18 protein-coding genes are annotated in these 21242 nt (G+C 50.1%); 6 read left to right on the forward strand and 12 right to left on the reverse strand.

Annotated elements, in window-relative coordinates:
- Positions 1 to 58: 58 nt before the first annotated feature.
- From B5X72_RS02680 to panD, 3 genes are all read right to left on the reverse strand, one after another.
- Positions 59 to 2335 (reverse strand): TonB-dependent receptor, encoded by a 2277-nt coding sequence (locus B5X72_RS02680; RefSeq protein WP_079715407.1) that lies wholly within the window; start codon positions 2333 to 2335, stop codon positions 59 to 61.
- Positions 2336 to 2560: 225 nt separating this feature from the next.
- Positions 2561 to 2839, reverse strand: coding sequence for a hypothetical protein (locus B5X72_RS02685; protein WP_079715269.1), 279 nt, complete (start codon positions 2837 to 2839; stop codon positions 2561 to 2563).
- A gap of 232 nt (positions 2840 to 3071) precedes the next feature.
- Positions 3072 to 3419: an aspartate 1-decarboxylase gene (gene panD / locus B5X72_RS02690; RefSeq protein ID WP_079715270.1), complete on the reverse strand. Its 348-nt coding sequence runs from the start codon at positions 3417 to 3419 to the stop codon at positions 3072 to 3074.
- Positions 3420 to 3844: 425 nt separating this feature from the next.
- Between panD and porV the strand changes: the two genes are divergently transcribed.
- Positions 3845 to 4969: a type IX secretion system outer membrane channel protein PorV gene (gene porV, locus B5X72_RS02695; RefSeq protein ID WP_079715271.1), complete on the forward strand. Its 1125-nt coding sequence runs from the start codon at positions 3845 to 3847 to the stop codon at positions 4967 to 4969.
- Between the two features lie 15 nt (positions 4970 to 4984).
- Here porV and B5X72_RS21000 read toward each other — a convergent pair whose 3' ends face one another.
- The 6 genes from B5X72_RS21000 to panC form a co-directional block, all read right to left on the reverse strand.
- On the reverse strand, positions 4985 to 6385 hold the full coding sequence (locus tag B5X72_RS21000) for a M43 family zinc metalloprotease (protein WP_079715272.1): 1401 nt from the start codon (positions 6383 to 6385) through the stop codon (positions 4985 to 4987).
- A 10-nt stretch (positions 6386 to 6395) separates the two neighbouring features.
- Positions 6396 to 6866 (reverse strand): zinc metalloprotease, encoded by a 471-nt coding sequence (locus B5X72_RS02705; RefSeq protein WP_079715273.1) that lies wholly within the window; start codon positions 6864 to 6866, stop codon positions 6396 to 6398.
- A complete protein-coding gene (locus tag B5X72_RS02710; RefSeq protein WP_079715274.1) occupies positions 6863 to 7333 on the reverse strand; it encodes a hypothetical protein in 471 nt (156 codons plus the stop codon). Before B5X72_RS02710 ends, B5X72_RS02705 begins: the two co-directional genes overlap by 4 nt.
- A gap of 84 nt (positions 7334 to 7417) precedes the next feature.
- A complete protein-coding gene (locus tag B5X72_RS02715; protein WP_079715275.1) occupies positions 7418 to 8065 on the reverse strand; it encodes a hypothetical protein in 648 nt (215 codons plus the stop codon).
- 80 nt (positions 8066 to 8145) lie between these two features.
- Positions 8146 to 8688, reverse strand: a complete 543-nt coding sequence (locus tag B5X72_RS02720; RefSeq protein ID WP_079715276.1) for a hypothetical protein — start codon at positions 8686 to 8688, stop codon at positions 8146 to 8148.
- A gap of 187 nt (positions 8689 to 8875) precedes the next feature.
- Positions 8876 to 9715 carry a pantoate--beta-alanine ligase gene (gene panC / locus B5X72_RS02725; protein WP_079715408.1) on the reverse strand — a complete coding sequence of 280 codons (840 nt, stop codon included), beginning with the start codon at positions 9713 to 9715 and terminating at the stop codon, positions 8876 to 8878.
- A gap of 152 nt (positions 9716 to 9867) precedes the next feature.
- On the opposite strand from panC, the gene B5X72_RS02730 reads away from it, so the two are divergent.
- Together B5X72_RS02730 and B5X72_RS02735 are read left to right on the forward strand one after the other, a co-directional pair.
- Entirely contained in the window at positions 9868 to 10698 is an 831-nt protein-coding gene (locus tag B5X72_RS02730) for a glycogen/starch synthase (protein ID WP_079715277.1), read from the forward strand.
- A gap of 98 nt (positions 10699 to 10796) precedes the next feature.
- Positions 10797 to 12263, forward strand: a complete 1467-nt coding sequence (locus tag B5X72_RS02735) for a DUF4270 domain-containing protein (RefSeq protein ID WP_079715278.1) — start codon at positions 10797 to 10799, stop codon at positions 12261 to 12263.
- A gap of 203 nt (positions 12264 to 12466) precedes the next feature.
- Here the strand turns inward: B5X72_RS02735 and B5X72_RS02740 are convergent, their stop codons facing one another.
- Positions 12467 to 14029, reverse strand: coding sequence for an SUMF1/EgtB/PvdO family nonheme iron enzyme (locus B5X72_RS02740; RefSeq protein ID WP_079715409.1), 1563 nt, complete (start codon positions 14027 to 14029; stop codon positions 12467 to 12469).
- A 210-nt stretch (positions 14030 to 14239) separates the two neighbouring features.
- On the opposite strand from B5X72_RS02740, the gene ispF reads away from it, so the two are divergent.
- Together ispF and B5X72_RS02750 are read left to right on the forward strand one after the other, a co-directional pair.
- Positions 14240 to 14719 (forward strand): 2-C-methyl-D-erythritol 2,4-cyclodiphosphate synthase, encoded by a 480-nt coding sequence (gene ispF, locus B5X72_RS02745; RefSeq protein ID WP_079715279.1) that lies wholly within the window; start codon positions 14240 to 14242, stop codon positions 14717 to 14719.
- Between the two features lie 204 nt (positions 14720 to 14923).
- Positions 14924 to 17347, forward strand: coding sequence for a S9 family peptidase (locus B5X72_RS02750; protein WP_079715280.1), 2424 nt, complete (start codon positions 14924 to 14926; stop codon positions 17345 to 17347).
- On the opposite strand, the gene B5X72_RS02755 is transcribed toward B5X72_RS02750, so the two are convergent.
- Both B5X72_RS02755 and B5X72_RS02760 read right to left on the reverse strand, forming a co-directional pair.
- On the reverse strand, positions 17344 to 17646 hold the full coding sequence (locus B5X72_RS02755) for a DUF2218 domain-containing protein (protein WP_079715281.1): 303 nt from the start codon (positions 17644 to 17646) through the stop codon (positions 17344 to 17346). The two genes, B5X72_RS02750 and B5X72_RS02755, sit on opposite strands and share 4 nt — an antisense overlap.
- Positions 17643 to 18674 carry an AraC family transcriptional regulator gene (locus tag B5X72_RS02760; RefSeq protein WP_139378491.1) on the reverse strand — a complete coding sequence of 344 codons (1032 nt, stop codon included), beginning with the start codon at positions 18672 to 18674 and terminating at the stop codon, positions 17643 to 17645. The genes B5X72_RS02755 and B5X72_RS02760 overlap by 4 nt, the downstream gene beginning before the upstream one ends.
- A 137-nt stretch (positions 18675 to 18811) precedes the next feature.
- Here B5X72_RS02760 and B5X72_RS02765 point away from each other — a divergent pair, with 137 nt between their 5' ends.
- Positions 18812 to 21235: a TonB-dependent receptor gene (locus B5X72_RS02765; RefSeq protein WP_079715283.1), complete on the forward strand. Its 2424-nt coding sequence runs from the start codon at positions 18812 to 18814 to the stop codon at positions 21233 to 21235.
- Positions 21236 to 21242: the final 7 nt, after the last annotated feature.

Genomic DNA, 21242 nt, shown 5'->3' on the forward strand with positions numbered 1-21242 from the left:
AAATTACTGAGAAAAAGTGCAAATTTTTCTTGCACTTTTTCACAGTCCCCCGAACGGGTTAAAATCGGTAACCCAAGGCCAGACCGATGTTTCTGCCCGGATTGGGGATCGAAAATGCCCGGAGAATCGACAGGTGGTCCACGTAGGAAACGTCAAATGCGTTGTTCACATTGAGCGCCGCAGATAATTTTCCCCCTGTGAAGGCAAATTCATGCTGGGCCCCCGCGTTTACCAGCGTATAACCCGGTGTCCGTTGTTCGTTGAAGCCAAACCTGTTTTGTGCAGCGGTGTGCTGTACCGCCGCGAACAGCCGCGTGCCGGTGGAGAACCGGGGCTCATGGGCGATTTGAAACGTATAATTATCAGCCGGAACGAAAGTAAGGTGCTCGTCGCTTTCCCGCAGATTTCCCCGCACCAGGGCGCCCTTGGCCGTCAGCTCCAACCGTTTGTCGAGCAGTGGCCGGTAAGCAAGTTCCCATTCTGTACCGTAAAGCACGGCGTCCTGTTGCTGGAAGGCCCAGATCTCCAGTCCGTCTTCAGGGCGGATGTTTCCGGTGGCTACAAAAAAGATGTAGTTCGACACGGCGTTGCTGTACACCGAGGCGCCGATGTCGACTGCCGGGGAGCTGAACGAATAGCTCAGGTCGGTCTGTATACTTTGCTCCCGTTTGAAGTCGACACTTCCCATTTCAAACCGGTTGGTGCCCGGGTGTGGCCCATTGGAAAACAGTTCGGCAAGGTCGGGCGCCCGGAAACCGGTGGATAGATTGACCTTGAACTGGTGCTGGGCGGCCAGCATGTAACTCGCGCCGAGTGAACCCGAAAATCCCGAGAAATCGACGCTCAGCTTCCGGTCCGCGGGATCACCGGGAAGGGTAAAGCCATGGTCAACGAGGTGCTGTGCGCTGGCATCGGCGTTGACCTTCCGGTAATCAAAGCGCGCACCTCCCTGAAAATAGAAGTTTTTCCAGTCGAAGCTGCCCAGGTAATAGACGCCTACGTCGGACGTGTTGGCGTCGGGAATGAGGGTTTCCGCTGCAGCCACTTTATTGGAGGTCGAGATGAAACCACCCTGCACGCCCAGCGTATGCGAAAGGTCGCGGTCCGGGTGCAACGTGATCCGGCCGGAATAAAACGTGTTGCGTTGCATCAACCCGAGGTCGAGCTGGTCAAACGATTCTTCTATCTCGTTGCGGTCGTTGTAATGGTGCGACAGGTGCAGGTACGTTTCAAAGTGCTCATGCCTGGTCTCTTGGTTGTAAGAGGCCAGGTAATCCCGGATCTGCTGGAAGGGGAGCTGCATGCTGCGGTCATTCCGGGTGGTCACCAGTGATTCACCCTCTTCCAGTTCGTCGTCTGCAATGATACCCAGGTCCTGGCTGTGGTACGTAAAGGAGAGCTTATTCTTGAACCGGTCTTTGTCTACCCCCGCATGTGCACGCAGCGTATGGTTGTTGAACCGGCTGTTGCCGATGAGCAATCCGTCGCCAGCCTTATAGTCGGCGTGGTTTTCATAAGCCGCGTCTACATTGAGGAAAAACCCGTTCTGAAAGCGGTTGCCGATCGACCCGAATGTGCGGGTGCCGTTCGAGTTGCTGTTGAATACCGAGCCGAGCGAGCCGCTTACCTTGCCGGAGGTGAGGTAGCTTTCGTCGTCCTTGACCATCAGCACACCGCCGAGCGCACCCGATCCGTATAAGATGGAAGCCGGCCCTTTGATGACATCGACGCTCCTTACCCCGGCATTATTCAGGCCCAGACCGTGGTCTTGGCCCCACTGGTGATTTTCCAGCTTATTGCCCTGGTAAAGGGTGACTACACGGGAGAACCCAAGGCCGCGTATGAACGGTTTGACGATTCCCGGCCCCATGCCAGCGCCGCTCACCCCGGGAATTTCCCGCAGCGCGCCGGCAATACCACCGGGATTGCCGCTTTTCGAAAGGCTTTGCATTTCGACACCGGAAACGGCATAAGGCGTGCGCCTGGTCAGTCCGGTCTGACGATCAAGGACCACTTCATCAAGGGTTACACTCGATGGTTCCAGCCTGATGGACAAGTGGACGGAGTCATTTGCCGCCACTTGGAGGGCTTTGCTATAAGGGGCGTAGCCGAGGGCGTGCACGGCCACGGTGACGTTGCCCGCGGGTACGCTGAGCCGGAACCGGCCGGAGGGATCGGATTTGGTGGCGATGGAGGTGTTGGCTATCGAGATGGTCGCCGCCGCAACAACCTCATCGTCTGAGGCCACCGTTCCATACACAACAGCAAGGCGCTCTTGAGCGAACGTGGTATGGAACAACACTAAATATAAGCAAGTAAAAATAGTAGGTTTCATGATGAACGGTTTCATGATTGAATCGTATGATTGAATTTTGTTTTCGTTGTAATTATTACCGATGACGCTATTACCGATGACGCGGATTACGCACCGACGTACCGCGTGCATGGTAGCTGCACGACGATATAAATGGTATCGATGACGCATCCTGAAATATATGATACGCTGCATGCCGATTGCACGCAGTTAACGGCACCACGGGATCTGCTTGGCAGCCGTGGCTTATAACATCGCCGGTGGACCGCGGAGATACGCGTACTGGAAAGGTTCGTGGGTGTAATAAATATGCTGCCCGACATTGAAGGGGATTACAAAATGCAGGGCAAGTGAGAAATCAAAGACAATGCAGGAAGGCTGGGTATAAGAACCCTGAAAAATCACATCCAGCAAATGGATCTCGGTTTCCGTATGGTGATGCTTGGTCGCATCGGAATCCTTTGATAAATTGTAGGGGTGGGCGTGGATAACGATCCGGCCGTCAGCCGTCTTATGCTTGTGCATAAAGACGGTTCCACTTGCGACAAGCAAACAGAACAATATAGCTTGAAACCAGGCGAGCCTTGGACGGATCTTACTACTCCACATTCGTAATGACTAAACGCTTTTTTACGAAGACTGATCCACCTTAATCTGGATGCAGGGGGCGCATAATGAACACCCACAGCAAAGTTAAGCGAAAGAGTTTGATTAACCTAACAATTCGCTAAATTTTCTCGATAGTATTTGCGGGAAGTTATAGCAGCCGGTTGTTTTCGTCGGGAAATACCAATGTAGGCTCGTATTTTTTGGCTTCCTCAAAGTCCATGAGCGCATACGATATGATGATAATAATATCTCCTACTTGCACGAGGCGCGCCGCTGCGCCATTGAGGCAAATGGTGCCTGAGCCACGCTCGCCTTTGATGACATAGGTTTCAAAGCGTGCGCCGTTGTTGTTGTTGACGATTTGCACTTTTTCATTGGCAATAATATTTGCCGCATCCATCAAATCCTCGTCAATCGTGATGCTTCCCACATAGTTTAATTCCGCCTGCGTGACGCGCACGCGATGAATCTTGGATTTTAATACCTCGATAACCATGGTACAAAGATACGGAAAAATAATAGAACAGATCCGCCCTTTATTATCCGGCTAATTGCAGGTTGATACGCGCTCGATACCGAGAAGACACCGCTTATTACCGCCTTCGCCATGACCACAATAAACTACCTTGGTAAGTCCATAATGAATCCATAAAAAACATGAGTTTTATAGACTCATTATGGACTTACTATGGACTCATTATGGAGTTAATCCTTAGGGGATACGGATATGGTAGTGCGGGGGTACGGACCGCTTCCGAATAACCGATAGTGATTAAAGGCGACAGAACAGGAAAACTTCGGGAATGTGGTTGACTGCCTCAGAGCTGCGTTTTTTACTTCATCAGGTCAATAGTAGGATCGACAATTTCAGAAACCACCAGATTGTGCTATCTTTATCAATGGCATCAACACCGTTCAACCATGCGCTGGATATTGTTCACTTTCTTCTGTCTGCTATCTATCTGTAGGGTAGGAGGCCAATCTATCCGCCCTGATGGGGGGCAGTACAGCAATGTCCGCACGGCGGTTCCTTTCTTGCTCATTGCGCCGGATGCAAAGGCCGGGGCAATGGGTGACGTAGGGGTAGCCACCGAACCTGATCCCTACGCCATCCATTGGAATGCCGCCAAATATGCATTTGCGGAAGAAAGCGGTGGCGTGGCACTCTCTTTTACCCCATGGTTGCGTCAGTTAGCCGATGACATCAGCCTTTCTTACCTCAGTGGTTACGCGCGGCTGAACGAGCGGCAGACACTTGCCGCATCCTTTACATACTTCTCGCTCGGCGAGGTGCGTTTTGCCGATGGGCAAGGCAACGAGTACCTCCAGTACCGCGCGTTTGAGGCAGCTTTAGACGCAGCCTACATACTGAAGCTCTCCGACTATATGGCATTGGCCACGACCTTCCGTTACATCTATTCCGGCATTGGTGCGGGCGATTACCTCACGGGGGAAGCCTTTCCAGGCAGAGCCATCGCGTTTGATGTCGGGTGGTACCGCAGACAGCCGGTGGCGCCGGATCGTATTAATGCAGACCTGGCTTTCGGCATCCAGCTGTCCAATCTTGGTACGCGGATGCAGTATGGATCCAACGACCATTTTCTGCCGATGAACCTGCGTATCGGCACAGCCTATACCCATCATCTGGACGGTAGCCGCGTTTCTGTCGCGCTTGACTTAAATAAATTGCTCGTTCCTACAGAACCGGAACGGGATGCACAGGGCAACATCATCAAAGGCAAGAATCCCGATCGCTCCATCACCGGGGCTGTGTTCGGTTCTTTTACAGACGCTCCCGGCGGTCTGCTGGAAGAACTGAGCGAAGTACGTATATCAACCGGATTGGAATGGTCGGTTGGCGAACAGTTTGCACTGCGGGGAGGGTATTACCATACCAGTCCGCGGAAGGACGATCTTCGCTACTTCACGGTAGGCATGGGGTTGCGATACGAGCGGCTGCGTTTCGACTTTTCTTATCTCATCTCCGCGCGGCAACAGAATCCACTGCGCAATACGTTGCGTTTCGGCTTGAGCTACGGCTGGTAAGCGATGTTTATCCTGTCAATGCCGGATCACCACCTGCCGCTTCTCCACTTCGCCGTTGTGGTGGATGTGCACGAAGTAGGTGCCTGCGGCGAGTTGCCGGGTATCGAACGCTATCCTACCTTCCTTGCTTTCACCCTGGCGGAGTTGCCGGCCGCCGCTGTCGTACAGGGTAACCCTGAATGCGGGCAGGGCTGATTTGTCCGGCAGGCCGCTGTCTTCGGCTTTGCTGCCCAGGGCCACGGTGAGTGTCTCATCGGCAGGGTTGGGGAAGACTTTCCACACCGTTGTTCCACCATCCATTCCGGAACAATCCATGAACTCGATGTCGTCTTCTTGCCACGGTCCAGGGCCACAACTGATGCTGCCGATGGCCCGTACACGGATGTTGTACCAGCCCGGCACGGTAGGTACATAGCTTAATGTGGTCAATTTGCTTGTGGTCGTTTGCGTAGAGACAACGGCCAGCGAGGGGTAGCTCCGGATCTGGATTTCATACTGCGTGTGCGGCGCATCCGTTTTGATCAGGATGCGGTTGTTGCCATGCGTGGTGCAGAGGTAGCTGACCCCGCCGTCATGCTGGCAGGTAAAATCCCCTTCTTCGATGGCGTTGCTGTAGGCTATGCATTCGATATATGGGAAACCCACATAGATGTCGCGGGTCAGGACGGTGTTGCCACAGCTGGTGCCTAACGTCGCTGACAGGGTCACCCACCCCGAGTAGCTTCCCGAGCGCGTGACCGTACGGGAGTTGCCGCTGCCGGAGAGCGTGACAGCGCCGGCGGGTGAGGCGCTCCACGTCACCGTAGCCCCCGCAGGCAGGTTCGTGACCGTGTAGGTTTCCGAGGTGCAGAGCGTGGAAGGGCCGGTGATGGAAAATCCATATGGGGTTTCGATGAAGCTTCTGCGGACTCCATTTGTAGCAAATAGAGCCCTCATGCGATTACGCTGGCCCAAAGTAAAAATATTCATGCAACCGTCATTGGTATAGTCCATATAATTCATGAACATATCGTTGGTTCCACATGAAATTTGGGGAAAAGATGGGCAGCCCGTACGTGCGTCATTTTGGTCGGGAGTATCAGCTACTTCATCACCAACGCCCCCACAACCAACATAGTCACCCCATATATGCCTTAAATTTAACCAGTGCCCTACCTCATGGGTGGCCGTTCTTCCAAGATGGAAGGGGGCAAGCACATTCCCTGTTCTGCCAAATGCTGTAGTGGTGACAACTACGCCGTCGGTATTAGGATCCGTAGCATAGTAATGGGGGAACTGCGCATAGCCCAACAAGTCACCCGCAAGGTTACATACCCATATATTGAGGTAGCGGTCTGTTGGCCAGGCGGCAGAACCGTTGGCTCCAAGCTTAATGCCTGTGGCAGATTCATTTACCTTATCACTGTTTTGGGACACGACAGTATAACTACTTTGCCCTTGTTTTCTTATTACTCCTTACTCCATTTGTCGGATTGCCCTCCGGGTCAATACAAGCCAGGTGAAATTCGATTCCTACGTCAGATGCCACAGGCTGGAATACTGAGGGTGTATTGCTTGCATCAGCATTCAACCGTCTAAAGTCTTCGTTCAGCGCATCGATCTGCGATTCGATTTGTGCCATGCTGATATTCAGTCCTGTCCCTACTGGCTCCCCATTATGCAATACATGTACCACCACAGGGATACGTATGATTTCTGGTACACTTCGACTTATGTCTTCACTCAGTATTTCATTGTATCGCTGCAGATGTTGTTCTATTTGCAGAATGCGTTGATAGCTATGGGGAGCATGTTTTTCAATACTGTCTAAATTAAAAATAGATCCACAGGTGCGTTGTGCGTACCCAAAATGAAATCCAAGAATAAAGATTGCAAAAAGAAGTAAAATACGTTTCATAATTGTTTAGCTTTCCGAATGTAATAGCTGCTAACACCTAATCGATTGGTCAGAATTAAATTTCCATTATAGAGAATTAAAAAAGTCCTGCTTACTTGTATGTTTATATCCTTGGGAGATAACGTCAAATGGAAATCGCTGGATTCCAGGGATTCTTCTATTTCGAAATTATAGTCGATAGAGTCTTTGCCGTTCTCAATTTTGGCCGCTGTACCATCTTTTCGAAACACATATTGTATTGTTTTATTTTCTGTGTCGGGAGTCTCGTATATGGTATTTCCCTGTCCTCTGTAATTAATTTCAGTTCTTTCCCACTCCCATTCCCCAACAATCACTCGACGGGCCTCCTCCACGGTGTTTACCTCGTCAGGTAATTCCGCCTTTTGGCACCCACCGAGCAGCGGCAGGCAGAAAAACGTGCCGGCCGTTAGCAGCTGGAATAGCGTGTTTTTAATCGAATTTTCCATATCGCGGCGTTTTGATGATATAAACCTAAAAAGCTACGGCTAAAAACGAAAGGCATCGGCAGGTAATTGATATCCAGCACTAAGTTAGTAACTTAATCCTGACAATCCAAAGGGCTGCCCCACCGGACAGTCAATGTCTACATTGCAGGGAGCCGATGCTCCGAATCCTGTAGAAAAGGTATTGATGTATCCATGTATCACTTTTGATATACTCAATTTTACCTGTTTCAATGCTTCTTTGTCACCCAACAATTCCAAAATTATCCCATCGCCAGGTAGCAGATCGGTCCAAAACTCTCCCTCTACATCGCTGTTGGATTCATCGATCGGCCCCATCACCGTTGTTCTGTTTCGGTCATAGATATACAGCGCAGCACCATTTGGAACACTTAATTGGTCAAAAATCAAATTAATGGAATATGCCCTAGGTGAGGATATTTTTAATTTCCATTTTGATTGGCCGCCTTCATCATACCATTCGCCATCTTCCAAACCAATCTTCATGTCATATGTCTTGCCAAACTGAAATGGTATTCCGACGGTAACCTCCCTGTTTTCTTCCTGCAAGGTTGTATAATCATACGAAGGTAACCGGACTTCCGGAGCAGCATCTGTTAATGATAGGCGGCTTCGTTCGGTTTCTGATAATGTTTCTAAAGATTGGATGAGGATTTGTGCATGCACACTAAATGCAAGCAATACAAGAAAAAATAAAGTTAAGAATCTTTTCATGACACTGTATTTTGTAGTTTACCCCGTGCTAAAAAACCTCAAAGGCAATTATTTTATCGACTTTTAAGTCATTAATCCCCTCAAATTCCAGAACCTGTTTCACCGTGACCTGATATCGCCCTTTTGGTAGGGGGGGGATGATGCAGATACTCAAAAAAACTGTAATGTAAGGTTTCCTCGCCTTCTAGATCGTGCTTTCCGTCAAGAACAGTATTAAAGTAAATCGATCTGTCCCAATCCCCCATCCATGTCATTCTCATTGTAACCTCGTCGTTTGGTTCCATATTATGGCCTGGCCTCACCCAGAGCCAACGTATGACCATATTCTGATATGGAGACCCTATCACTTTAGTTTCTTGGGCTGCAGATACTTGTGACACCTCAAACAGATTTGTATAATCTGTCTTATAATACATCCAAACCACTTCCTGCGAACTTGTGTTCACGATCTTATAATCAAATATGATATCTTCTCCTTCGCGAAAGGATGTCGTGGGCTCCCCGGTGGTATTCAGTAGCTGGAACTGCACTTCGACGGGATGCTCCGGGATTACTTCTTTTTTGGAGCAACCGGCAACCGCTAATATGACAAGGGCTAATAGTATTCTTTTTGAGGTATCCATAACAACAATTTTGAACTAAACAACACGTTGGATTGGCTAAAAACGAAAGGTCTCGGCAGGTAATTGATATCCAGCACTAAGTTAGTAACTTAACCCTGACAATCCAAATGATAGCGGGCTTTTAAAGGAACGTATCTTAGCCCCCGAATGCTACAGCGGGCCAGCGGACGGCCATTTGTGGCCGAGGTCACAGCAATATATTATCAATCAGCCGCACACCGTCTACCCAAGCAGCGACCAAAGCGACTAATCCGGGGGTGTCTTCTGCATCGCTAGCTTCCGTGAACGTGTCGGCATCGTAGATAGCGAAGTATTCCAGCCGGACGCCCGGGCTGGCTTCGAGCATGTCGATAGCGTTTTGGCGCAGCGTTTGGAGGTCCGTATGCGCGGCATCCGCTTTTGTTTGCAGCAACGCCCGATAAAGTGCCAGGGCCTGCGCTCGCCCTTGCGGTGTCAGTCGTACATTGCGTGAGCTCATGGCAAGGCCGTCAAGTTCTCTCACCGTGGGGCATAGCTTCAATGCAACAGGAAGCGCCAGCTGGTTAACCATGTATTCAATGATTTTATATTGCTGGAAATCTTTTTGGCCGAAACAGGCCACATCCGGCTGCACGGCATCGAACAGCTTTTTTACAATCTGTGTTACCCCTTGAAAATGTCCCGGACGGTGAAGCCCTTCAAGCACACCATCCAATCCGCCCAGCTCCATATACCACTGTTCGCCCGGCTGATACATTTCGTCGACTTCAGGCTGGAAAAGCACATCGCAACGTACATCCTCCAGTAAGGCGATGTCTTTTTCGATGGGACGTGGATATTTCTCCAAATCTGCGGGGTCATTAAATTGGGTGGGGTTTACAAAGATGCTACATACGACGACATCGGCCAGCGTCTTGGCATGACTGACAAGCGCGATATGGCCTTGGTGCAACGCACCCATCGTAGGGACAAATGCGATGCGCAACCGTTGGTTGCGATAGGGTTGCAGCTGCTGATGCAACGATTCCTTAGTCTTAACGATTTTCAACAGACGAACTTGTTTTTTGTTTGACAAAAATGATAAATTTTTAGGTAATCTCATTTACGGATCGGGTAACTAATTGGTATATTGACAAAAAATGATTATCTTTGCAAACCGATTTTACTTTTCTAATAAAAATTAAAAACAATAAATTGGAGATGGCAAAAACGAAGATTCTGTTTGTTACCCACGAGATGTCGCCTTTCCTCGAACTAAGTAAAATTTCTGAAATCACCCGCCAGCTGCCTCAGGCCATGCAGGAAAAAGGTTATGAGATCCGTATACTGATGCCGCGCTTCGGGAACATCAACGAACGCCGAAACCGTTTACATGAAGTAATCAGGCTTTCAGGAATGAACATTGTTGTAGACAACAATGACAATCCGTTGATTATTAAAGTCGCTTCTATTCCAGCGGCGCGTATGCAGGTGTATTTCTTGGATAACGAGGAATATTTCCAGCGCAAGCACGTGTTTTGTGATGAGTGCGGTAAATTTTTCGAAGACAATAACGAGCGCACGGTGTTTTTCTGCAAAGGGGCTTTGGAGACGGTGAAGAAATTGGGATGGGCTCCGGATGTGGTGCATTGCCATGGATGGATGAGTGCGTTGATACCGGCGTATGTCAAGACGGCCTATAAGGACGATCCGACTTTCAAAGACGCCAAAGTAATTTATTCACTTTATAAGGAAGATTTTAACTTTTCTTTGGGTGAAAATTTTGCGGAAATAGCACGTACCGGCAATATGACTGCTGCAGACGTGGCGGCATACGGTACCGGCGATTATGCAGGGTTGTATCAAGGGGCCCTGGCTTATTCCGACGCTGTGGTTTTGACGGGCGATGAGGTAGACGAGCAACTGTTAAATATTGTTAAAACGAGCGAAATTCCGGCATTCGAAGTAGAAAGCAATGCAGAATTCGAAAATTATTGCAACCTTTACGAACAATTTTCAAGTGTTGAGCTTGAAACGGAATTGGAAGCGTAATTTTGGATTAATTTCTTGCAAATGGGCCTTCGTCACGGCTGTTGAAAATGTGCGATACACGTGGATGTTCCATTAGCTTTTAAACTAACAATATACAAATGAGATATCATACTAAGGACTTATTAACATTGTTGATAAGTCTTTTTGTTTTGGGAGGCTGTACAAACCCATCAGGTATTGGATTGGATGTAAATCCGGGCGATGAGATTGTGGGTACGTTGACGGATACCCTTACGCTGCACGCCGTGACTATACGGGATGACAGTACCCGTTCGTCGTCATTCAATCAAACCGTTTTTGGCTGGTTTGACGATCCGGTAATCGGTAAGACCGTTGCCGATATTGCGCTGGCCATCGGAAGGCCGACCGCGGTTCCGCGGCTGCGCCCCGACGCAGAAATTGATTCGGTTATTTTGGTACTCCCGTATGGCACGGAGTACTTTGGCGATACGCTTAATCCGTTCTTTTCCCTGCAGGTGCGCCAATTGGATGAGGCTTACACCGATGGAAACTTCTCTTCTAAGCAATGGTCGGTGCGGGAAGCGGTGATTGGCTCCAAAACCATCAATCGTTTTGCCTACAAGCAAAGCGATAGCGTCAGCATCACTAAGCATATAGATGGCAAGGATTCATTGGTAAAGGAAATCCCGCAGCTGCGTTTGGCACTTTCGCCGGAATTTTTCAAGGAGCTGCTCAGTGAGTCGGTTGATTCGGCAACGCTTTCGACGGATGCCGGATTTAATAATCATGTAAAAGGCCTTTACCTGAGTGTCGATGATGCTGCCATGAACGGTGTTGGTGGCCTGGTGACCCTGCGGGGTATCGTCAACATGACAGGAATAGAATTAACCTATCGGCAACCGAACGGCAAAGAAGGCGATGACGCCGCCATCGACACGGTGCGTACATTCCTGCCCACGACGATACAGGATGGCTTCAGCGGGGCGACCTACCATCGGTTGTCTTCAAGCATCAAGCGGACGTATACGGCGGATGTACTGGCCCAGCTGGAAAACCCGGAAGGCAACTACGGACAGTTATATTTGCAGGCGCCCGCCGGACTTCGGGCGCGGTTGCGGATTCCGTATATCGATGCGCTGAAAGGACGTAATATTGCCGTAAATAAAGCTGAGCTGGTGCTCTATGTTGATTCGGGTGCTTCCAACGGCGGGTTCGATCTTCACGCACCGCGGCTGACCCTGTACCGTGAAGACATTGCCGGGCAACGTCAACCCATTCCCGATGGCGATTCCCGCGCAAGCGGCAACAGCTTCACAGGCGATGGGCGTAGCCTTTGGTACCGCTATGGTAATTGGCGGGCGTTCGGCGGCCTGTTGGATACCGAAAAACAGCGCTACGTTTTCCACCTGACGTCATTCGTCCAGGACGTGCTTATGGGGAGGATAAACCGCAGCGAGTTCTTTATCGCCCCTGCGGCTATTACCGATAATATAATTCCCTATCATCCCACATTGAACAACGGCGGACGGGCGATTATCAGCAACCTTGACGACCCCAACGTGAAAATGAAATTGAATATCTATTATACGCAGATAGGGGATTAACATCCGGCTTCTGCTGTCCGATGAGAAAGCATCCGTGAAGTCGCGGATGCTTTCTCATTTATACCGATATCCAATTGAGTCGGAATTGCCGGATGCTTGCTTGCCAAGACTGTGTTGACGGTGCCCCGGTGCGGGGAAAAAGTAACGGTTGCGCTTGTTATAAACGCAACCGTTACTTTTATGCTGTTCGCTCTGTTCCTCGATTAGAAGATGCCCAATACCTTTTTCTTGTTGCCCTGGGATCGTGTCCGGTTGGCCGGGAAGCTCGGCTTCGTTTTGGTATAGACTTCCGGTGAGCCCACCAAAGTCATCGCGCAGCGGAAACCGGTCATGGCGTTGGACTCGTCTTGTTGCATAAAGCGTCTTGTTGCCGGATTCAGCCAATAAGCGCGGTCGTTCCAGGAGCCGCCTTTGTATACGCGGGATTTATCGTTTATCAACGAAGTGACGCCATAAAGTTCGTTATTTGTCTCGTCGGCATATCCGCGCATATCGTGGTCAAAGCCGGCCCGGGCCGAATCCGCGGATGCGGCCTGCAATTCTTCCCAGGTCTGTTTCCTCGGGGCCTTGGCCGGTACGCGGATGGGCCGTCCATATTTGTCCTTTGCAATAATGCCTTTCTCGGCGTCCTCGTATTGTTTATCTAAGTATACATTGCCACGGAACGGATTGAAGTCTTCAAAATCCTCAAACGAGAGTTGCCTGTAGACATCGCTTACCCACTCGTTGACATTGCCTGCCATGTTATACAGGCCGTAATCGTTGGGAAGGTAACTTGTCACCGGTACGGTGATGTCACCTGCGTCGTTGAGGTAGCCAGCCACGCCCATGTTATCCCCGCTGGTGGGCTTGAAGTTGGCCATCATCAGGCCCTGCGTGCGTCTCTTGCCTGAGCGAACACCTAATCCATCCCAGGGATATACCCGGCCGGTTTCAATGTTGCCGAACTCGGTATTGCCTACCAACCCGAGCGCTGCATATTCCCATTCCGCCTCAGTTGGCAAACGGTAAGGTTGCTTAAGTATACCGTCTTCCATCCGTACCGGGCGGCGCGATCCGTCCTCGGCGCCCGGCCGGTTATCGCGCGGCATCCGTTCGCCGTCAATTCCTTCACCTTGGTATTGCCCGTTGAGGTAAATGTCCGTGTTGAAGGGCTCATTTGGGCGCGATTGCGATTCCGCCAAAGTCCGATAATCTACCAAAGCCCCGCGTTGGCGGAGAATGTGTTCGTTTACCCGATCGGTGCGCCATACGCAATAGGCATTGGCTTGTTCCCAAGTAACACCCACCACCGGATAATCTTGGTACGCCGGGTGCCGCAAATAAAGGTCGACATACGGTTCGTTATACGACAGTGGCTGACGCCATACCAACGTGTCTGGAAGAGCATTGTAATAGAGTTCTTTATCCTCCGGAAAGTTCTGGTTGAGCCAATGCAGATATTCCAGCCAGTCGGCATTGGAAACTTCGGTTTCATCCATGTAGAATGAAGCCACCGTTACCCGGCGTTTGAGGTTGTCATGGGCATAGGTGATGTCCTCATTGAGGCTGCCTCCCATGACGAAGGTCCCGCCCTCAATGACCACTAAGCCGGGGCCGGGCCCTTCCTTTACCTTTCTGTTGATTTGCAATCCGCCGTTATAAGGGTCATTATAGGCTACTCCGGTTTTCGAGGATACACCGCTTCGGTTTTTACAGGAACTCAATAGCGAGCCACAGCAGAGTAATGTGAGGAAATAAGTGAAATAAGTGGTTGTCGTTTTCATTCGGTACATCAGAAAGACACATTTCTTTACCAAGAACCAAAAATAGGATAAAATATTGAAGTTGCTGCAATTGAAATAAAATTACTTCGGGTTCGGCGGGATAATAGGGCCAGCGTTTTGAGATTGTGCGGGCATTTGGTTATGTTTGGCTGGTAACCGGAGGTCTGATAGCGGTGATCTGCGGCTGTATGGACTTTATAAAATAACGATATGAAGATAAAAGTAGGATTCGGGTTTGATGTGCACCAGCTTAAAGCGGGGCATCCTTTTGTTTTGGGGGGCGTGCAGGTGCAGCACCACGCCGGGGCATTCGGGCATTCCGATGCGGACGTATTGGTTCATGCCATATGCGACGCATTGCTGGGTGCCGCGAATTTAGGCGATATCGGCCATCATTTTCCCAACACGGATGAGCGCTGGAGGGGTATCAGCAGCCTCATTTTATTGGAGGAGTGTGTCAGGTTGTTAGGCGAGCGTGGGTGGGCGTTGGGCAACATTGATGCGATGTTGTGCCTGGAAGCGCCGAAGATTAAGCCGTATATTCCTGAGATGAAACAAAAAGTTGCGATCGCGGCGGGTATCGATCCGGATGACATATCCATTAAGGCAACGACCAACGAAACGATGGGGTTTGTGGGAAGGCAAGAGGGTGTTGTAGCGTATGCCGTTTGCTTGATCGAACGGAAATAGGCTGAATTTGGTGCAAAAAGGGGCGATATTTCGGTGATTTGAACGTAACTTGATAGTTACCCCCGTGTTTTTTGTCAAAAAAACATTGATATTTGGCGTGAGGATGGCGTTGATTTGGCGGTTGAGCCAGCTTACGGTCAGCGAAAATCTTCGAAAAATAGGATTTAATCACCCTTTTACTAACGAAAGTTAATTTACTTACACATGAAAAGAAAATTTACGCCACGTGGGGCTGCCTTCGCATTGTTTTTACTGCCGTTTTGCTCGGCCGCCATTGCGCAGGACAACTTGACTTATCAGGCGCCACCCGAAAGCATCCGTGCACTGGTGGATGCGCCCACTACACCGTCGGTGCTTTTTACCAAAAGTAGGGACAAGATGCTTTTGCTCGAACGGCCGGACTTCCCGACGATTGCAGACATCGCTCAGCCCGTATTGGGGCTTGCGGGCATACGGCTCAATCCGGCCAATAATGCTGCAGGAGGGACTGGTTTTACGGCCATTATGGTAAAAGATGTAAAGAGCGGTCAGGAAAGTACGGTCACCGGTTTACCGGCGGAAGCCCGTATCGGCAATGTGGCGATTAGCCCGGATGAGAAATGGGTGGCCTTCAGCAATAGTACAAAGACAGGCGTGGAGCTTTGGATAGCGGATATGCAACAGTTGACGGCAAAGAAACTGACCGACGTGGCGCTCAACGATGCCTTCGGCGCTACGCTCGTGTGGACACCCAGTGGTACGCATATCCTGGCCAAGTTTATTCCGGAGGGGCGGGGTGCCGCACCAAAGGCAAGTGATGTGCCCACCGGACCTGTCGTGCAGGAAAGCTTGGGCAAAACCGCGCCTTCGCGGACGTATCAGAATTTGCTGGAGAATCCGCATGACGAGGCGCTGTTTGATTACTACATGACCGCGCAATTGGGGCTGGTGGATTTGCAGGGCAACATCACGAAACTTGGCACGCCGGGTATCTACCGTTCATTAAACTATTCGCCTGACGGGAATTACTTACTGGTGCAACAGGTAAAACGCCCTTATTCTTATCTTGTACCGGTATTTTCCTTCCCGTACCATGTGCTTGTTTGGGACAGCAAGGGCAATGAAATAAAGAAATTGCATGAGGCCCCTTTGGCAGACAACGTCCCTATTGGTTTCGACAACGTGACGCCCGGCCCGCGGGCGTATAGCTGGCGTCCGGACAAAGCGGCTACCTTGTATTGGGTGGAAGCATTGGATGGTGGCCTGGCCCGCAAAAAAGCGGATAAGCGCGATGCGGTATATCAACTGGAAGCGCCCTTTGCCGGCCAACCAACCACTTTGATCACGACCTCGTTGCGGTTTGGCGGCATCACCTGGGCGGACAACGGTTATGCGGTATTGAGCGAACGTTGGCGGCAATCGCGCAGCGAAAAGATGACGTTGTTTGACTCCAATAGTGGCGACACGATAAAGACCATCGCGGACCGCTCGTCGGAGGATACCTATACGGACCCGGGACGGTTCGTGTACACGCCCAATGCCTATGACCGCTCGGTGTTGTTGCTGGATAAAGGCAAGCAACCGACGGTATTTACGATCTCAGAAGGCGCTTCCCCCGAGGGCGATCGTCCATTTTTGATGCGATGGAATCTGATCTCCGGAAAGACGGATACGCTGTTTCGGTCGCAGGCGCCTTATTATGAGTCGCCGCTGTATTTCGATAATACGGGCACACTCATCGTTTCACGGGAGTCGGTGGAGGAACCGCCGAATTATTACACCGTCAATCTCAAAAACCGTTCGATGACACCGCTCACTGCATTCCCACACCCATATCCGTCACTCAAAGGCGTGCAGAAGCAGCAATTGTCATATCCCCGAAACGACGGGTTGACGCTTACCGGTACGCTGTATTTGCCAAAAGATTACAAGAAGGAGGATGGTCCCCTTCCTATGCTGATGTGGGCATACCCAAGGGAGTTTAAGACGGCCGCCGCGGCAAGCCAGGTTAAGGGGTCGCCATACCGTTTCACCCGCATAGCATGGGGTTCGCCGATTTACTGGGTTACCAGAGGCTATGCCGTGCTTGACAATGCGGATATGCCCATTGTCGGCGAAGGCGATGAAGAACCCAATGACACCTTTGTGCCACAGGTACAGGCAAATGCCAAAGCGGCGATTGATTACGTCACTTCGCTGGGTGTCGCTGATCCGAAGCGGATAGGCGTGGGAGGGCATTCGTACGGTGCGTTTATGACGGCCAATTTGCTCGCACATACCGATTTGTTTGCCGCTGGAATCGCCAGAAGCGGTGCGTACAACCGTACACTGACACCATTTGGCTTCCAAGCAGAGCCCCGCACGTATTGGGAAGCCCCGGAGGTATACTACCAAATGTCGCCATTCAGTTTTGCTGATAAGATCAAAACGCCGATTTTACTTATTCACGGCATGGATGACGACAATTCAGGGACATTCCCTATCAATAGTGAGCGTCTCTACGCTGCGATTAAGGGGCATGGTGGTACCGTGCGCCTGGTCTTCTTGCCCAAGGAGCTGCATGGCTACCGCGCAAAAGAATCCGTATTCCATACCTTGTGGGAAATGGATCAGTGGTTGGAAAAATATGTCAAAAATAAGGCCGACTAATCCGTGGAAGACGCCATGTCGTCTTGCCATTCGATGATCAGTTCTTCTTTATAGGAAAATTTCAGCAGGTGTCTCACAAGGACACCTTTTATTTTTTCAATGTCTTCAGCGTTTGACGCAGTAATGTCAAAAACGAGCTGGTCGGGCTTAGCTATCATTTCGCATGTCCCGAAGGGGAAAATCGCCCGGCCTGTCGTTGGCGTGTACGTTGCTTCGGTTTTGTGCCGGAAGTGGCGGCATAGTTTACCGATATAACTGCTGGCAGCTTGTGTTTGTATGATACTGATGGATTTTTTCATCGTGTATTTTTTTTTGTGGCTGGTTCATCGCCGAGCCGGTGTACGAGCTGTTTCGGGCGACAGCCATAATATTTTAAAAATGCATTAGAAAAGTGCGCGATATCCCGATAACCGACCTGATAGGCAACTTCACCGATGGTATGGTTTCCGTCTTTAAGGAGCGAAAGGGCCAGCCGCATCTTCTTGTGGATGACATATTGGTGGACGGTTTGCTGGTAATAGGCTTTGAATCCCACTTTGAGCTTGTACTCATTCAGCATGACGGCTTTTGCCAAGGTGGGGATAAGGGGCGGGTTGGCAAATTGGTCATCCAGAATGCGTTTTGCTTCGGCGAGTTTAGAGACATCGGCAGCCTGCAACGGCAGGTTACCCGTGCCCGGCGGTTCCTGATAAAGAAACTGCTCAAGCTGGACCACCAGTATTTCTTTTATCTTCGTCTCCAAGAACAACCGCGGTAACCGGCCTTGTTTATTCGCCGCTACGATTTCAGATAGCACGCATTTCACATCGGGCGTTACCTTCAGAGGCCCCGGCGAAAAATAGGCGTGCTCTTTTTTTTGCATCTTATTGACGAAATCCTTGTGCAATGTCGACTCCTTACTGATCAGATTAAAATAGAAACTTTCCGAAAGGATAATGCAAACATAATGAATTTGCTGGCCCGCTGGCATGAGAAAACGTCCATGGAAGTAAGGCGTATACGATATGGTGTGGCTGGTCAAGGTTGCCGGATGGAGGGGGACAAGTTTATCCACCTCGTAGGCAATCGATCCGCTTAAACCGAAGTTAAGCATGATATTGCTTCCGTCGATCCGAAACAGATCTTCGGTGTCCTCGCGAAAGCTCATGCGGCAATTAGCGATGATAAGGCCCGAGGTGGTCAGGTAGTGTGCTTCCATATACCTGATGGCGGGGTGGTCAATCGTGTTGACCCCTTCATCCAACGCGCTGTCGGGCATGTAATCATCCCCAACTTCCAAGTTGTATATCCAACCTGGTATGCTTGTTATGCGTGACGTTAACTTCATTTTCGCGTTGCTGCTTCGATAACTGGCACCATAGCCGGCCAATTTTTTTGCAAATAATAATACCAATGGCGCAAGTACTATGGCGCTACGGCTTCTATTTTTGCAGCAAAAATATTTATAATTAGTCTAAATAGTAAATGATTGTTGGAAATTTTTACGTAAACCGTCTGGTGCTGCTGGTATTGATAAGTGGGTTGATGTGGAGCTTTGTCCCGTTTTCCGTTCGTGCTCAGCATACTTCCGTCCGGTTGCACGGCATGGTAACGACAGAAGAAGGAGCCCCTTTGCAGGACGCCTCTGTATATATCGAAGGCAGTTCGTTTTCGGCCGTAACCGATGCCGGCGGTGTATTTCAATTGCAGGTGCCGGGAGGTCGGCACCGGATAGTATGCACGCTCGTGGGCTACAGGCAGCAGGCGGTCAGCCTGGCTATTCAGGTAGGTGGAGACCATAAGCTCGATTTTGTGATGGTAAAAGATGGCAACTATCACTTGCAGGAAGTGGAGGTGGTCGGTAAATCAGCCATTGCCGAGGTGCGTGAATCCCCGTTCAATGTGGTAGCGCTTGATGCAAAATCACTTTACAATTCGACCCTGGACCTGGGCCACATGCTGGATAGGGCGTCCGGTGTGAAAATCCGGGAAACCGGTGGTATGGGTTCGAGCATGTCCATTTCGTTGAATGGCTTTACGGGCAGGCACATCAAGCTATTTATGGACGGTGTGCCGATGGACGGGTTCGGTTCTGCCTTTCAACTCAACAACATCCCGGTAAACGTTGCCGACCGCATTGAAGTGTACAAAGGTGTGGTGCCCATTGAATTCGGAGCGGATGCAATGGGTGGGGTCATCAACATTGTGACCAACCAACGTGCAAATACGTATCTTGATGCTTCTTATTCCTATGGTTCATTCAACACGCACAAGACCAATATAAGTGTAGGCCATACGACGAAAGGCGGTTTCACGTTTCAGCTCAATGCATTCCAGAACTATTCAGACAATGATTATAAGGTACGCACGAGCGTACTGGATGTACAAACCGGCAACTTTTCGTGGGAGGAATACTGGGTGCGGCGCTTCAATGATGCCTACCATAATGAAACGGTCATGGCCAAGGTCGGCTTCGTCAATAAACCGTGGGCCGATCGCCTGCTGTTTGGCATTACGCTGGGCCGGGAGAAGGCGGAAATCCAGCATTCCAATCTGATGAAGATCGTTTTTGGTATGCGCGAACGGAGCGGCACCACGGTGCTGCCATCGCTGTCCTATGAGAAAAAGAACCTCTTCATAGCTAATTTGCATGTACGTGTGACCGCCAACTACAACCGGAACTATAACCATAACATCGATACCGCTGCCCGCCAATACAACTGGTTTGGTGAATACCGCCCTACGCGATATCTTGGCGAATCAAGCTACACGCTGGGTAAATTTTATAACGATAACGCCTCAACCACGGCCAATGTGACCTACCGGTTCAATGAAAGGCACGCATTGGCATTCAATAACGTCATTACCGGTTATGAACGTAAAAATGCCGATCGCGTAGCCGCCACCGATATCTATTCGTCGATCGACACGATGCGGCGCGCCAACATAAAAAACGTACTGGGCGCTTCGTACCGCTACCAGCACAATAAAAACTGGAATACCAACCTCTTTGGCAAATATTACTACCAGCGCGTGACAGGGCCCATCGACACCTCGCAGGTTGCGGGTAGCACCGCTTATAGCGAACGCACAGAATCGTTCAGCACCACCGGTTACGGGCTGGCTTCTACGTACTTCTTTCGGGATTTCCAACTTAAGGCTTCCATTGAAAAGGCTTTCCGGTTGCCCACGGACAACGAATTGTTTGGCGATGAGGTGCTGGAGACGGGCAATACATCGTTGCGTGCGGAGCATTCCATCAATTATAATGTGGGCGCTACCTGGAATAGCACGCTGCAAAATGATCATTCGGTGTACGTGGATGTCAACGGCTATTACCGCGATATCAAGGATTATATCCAACGGCTGGTCGAGCAACGCTATGGCACGGCTGGATACAGCAACCATGGTAAAGTACGAAACATCGGTGTGGATGCAGAATTGCGCTATTATTACAAAAACCGTTTCATGGCTGGCGGTAATGTGACTTATCAGGATATGCGGAATAAAGAGCGCTATGCATCATCGACGGGCGATCGCCTGAGCGTGACCTACAACAACCGCATGCGCAACGTCCCTTATTTTTTTGGCAATGCCGATGCGGCTTACTATATACACGATTTATGGGGTGCAGGCAATGTATTGAGTCTGGGCTATACCTTCAACTTCGTGGGTGAGTTTTTCCTGGATTGGGAAAGTTTGGGCAATCAAAACACCAAAGCTACGCTACCCCGGCAAGTATACCACGATTTCAGCATGTCGTACATGCTGAAAAACGGGCGATACAACATCGCCTTCGAAGCACGCAATTTTACCGACGCAATGCTGTACGACAATTTCAGCCTGCAAAAACCGGGAAGGAGCTTCTCACTCAAACTACGCTATTTCTTAATCAAACGAAATGGATAAACCGTTA

Origin of the sequence: Parapedobacter luteus (assembly GCF_900168055.1) — a bacterium.
In the GTDB taxonomy this organism is placed as follows: Bacteria; Bacteroidota; Bacteroidia; order Sphingobacteriales; family Sphingobacteriaceae; genus Parapedobacter; species Parapedobacter luteus.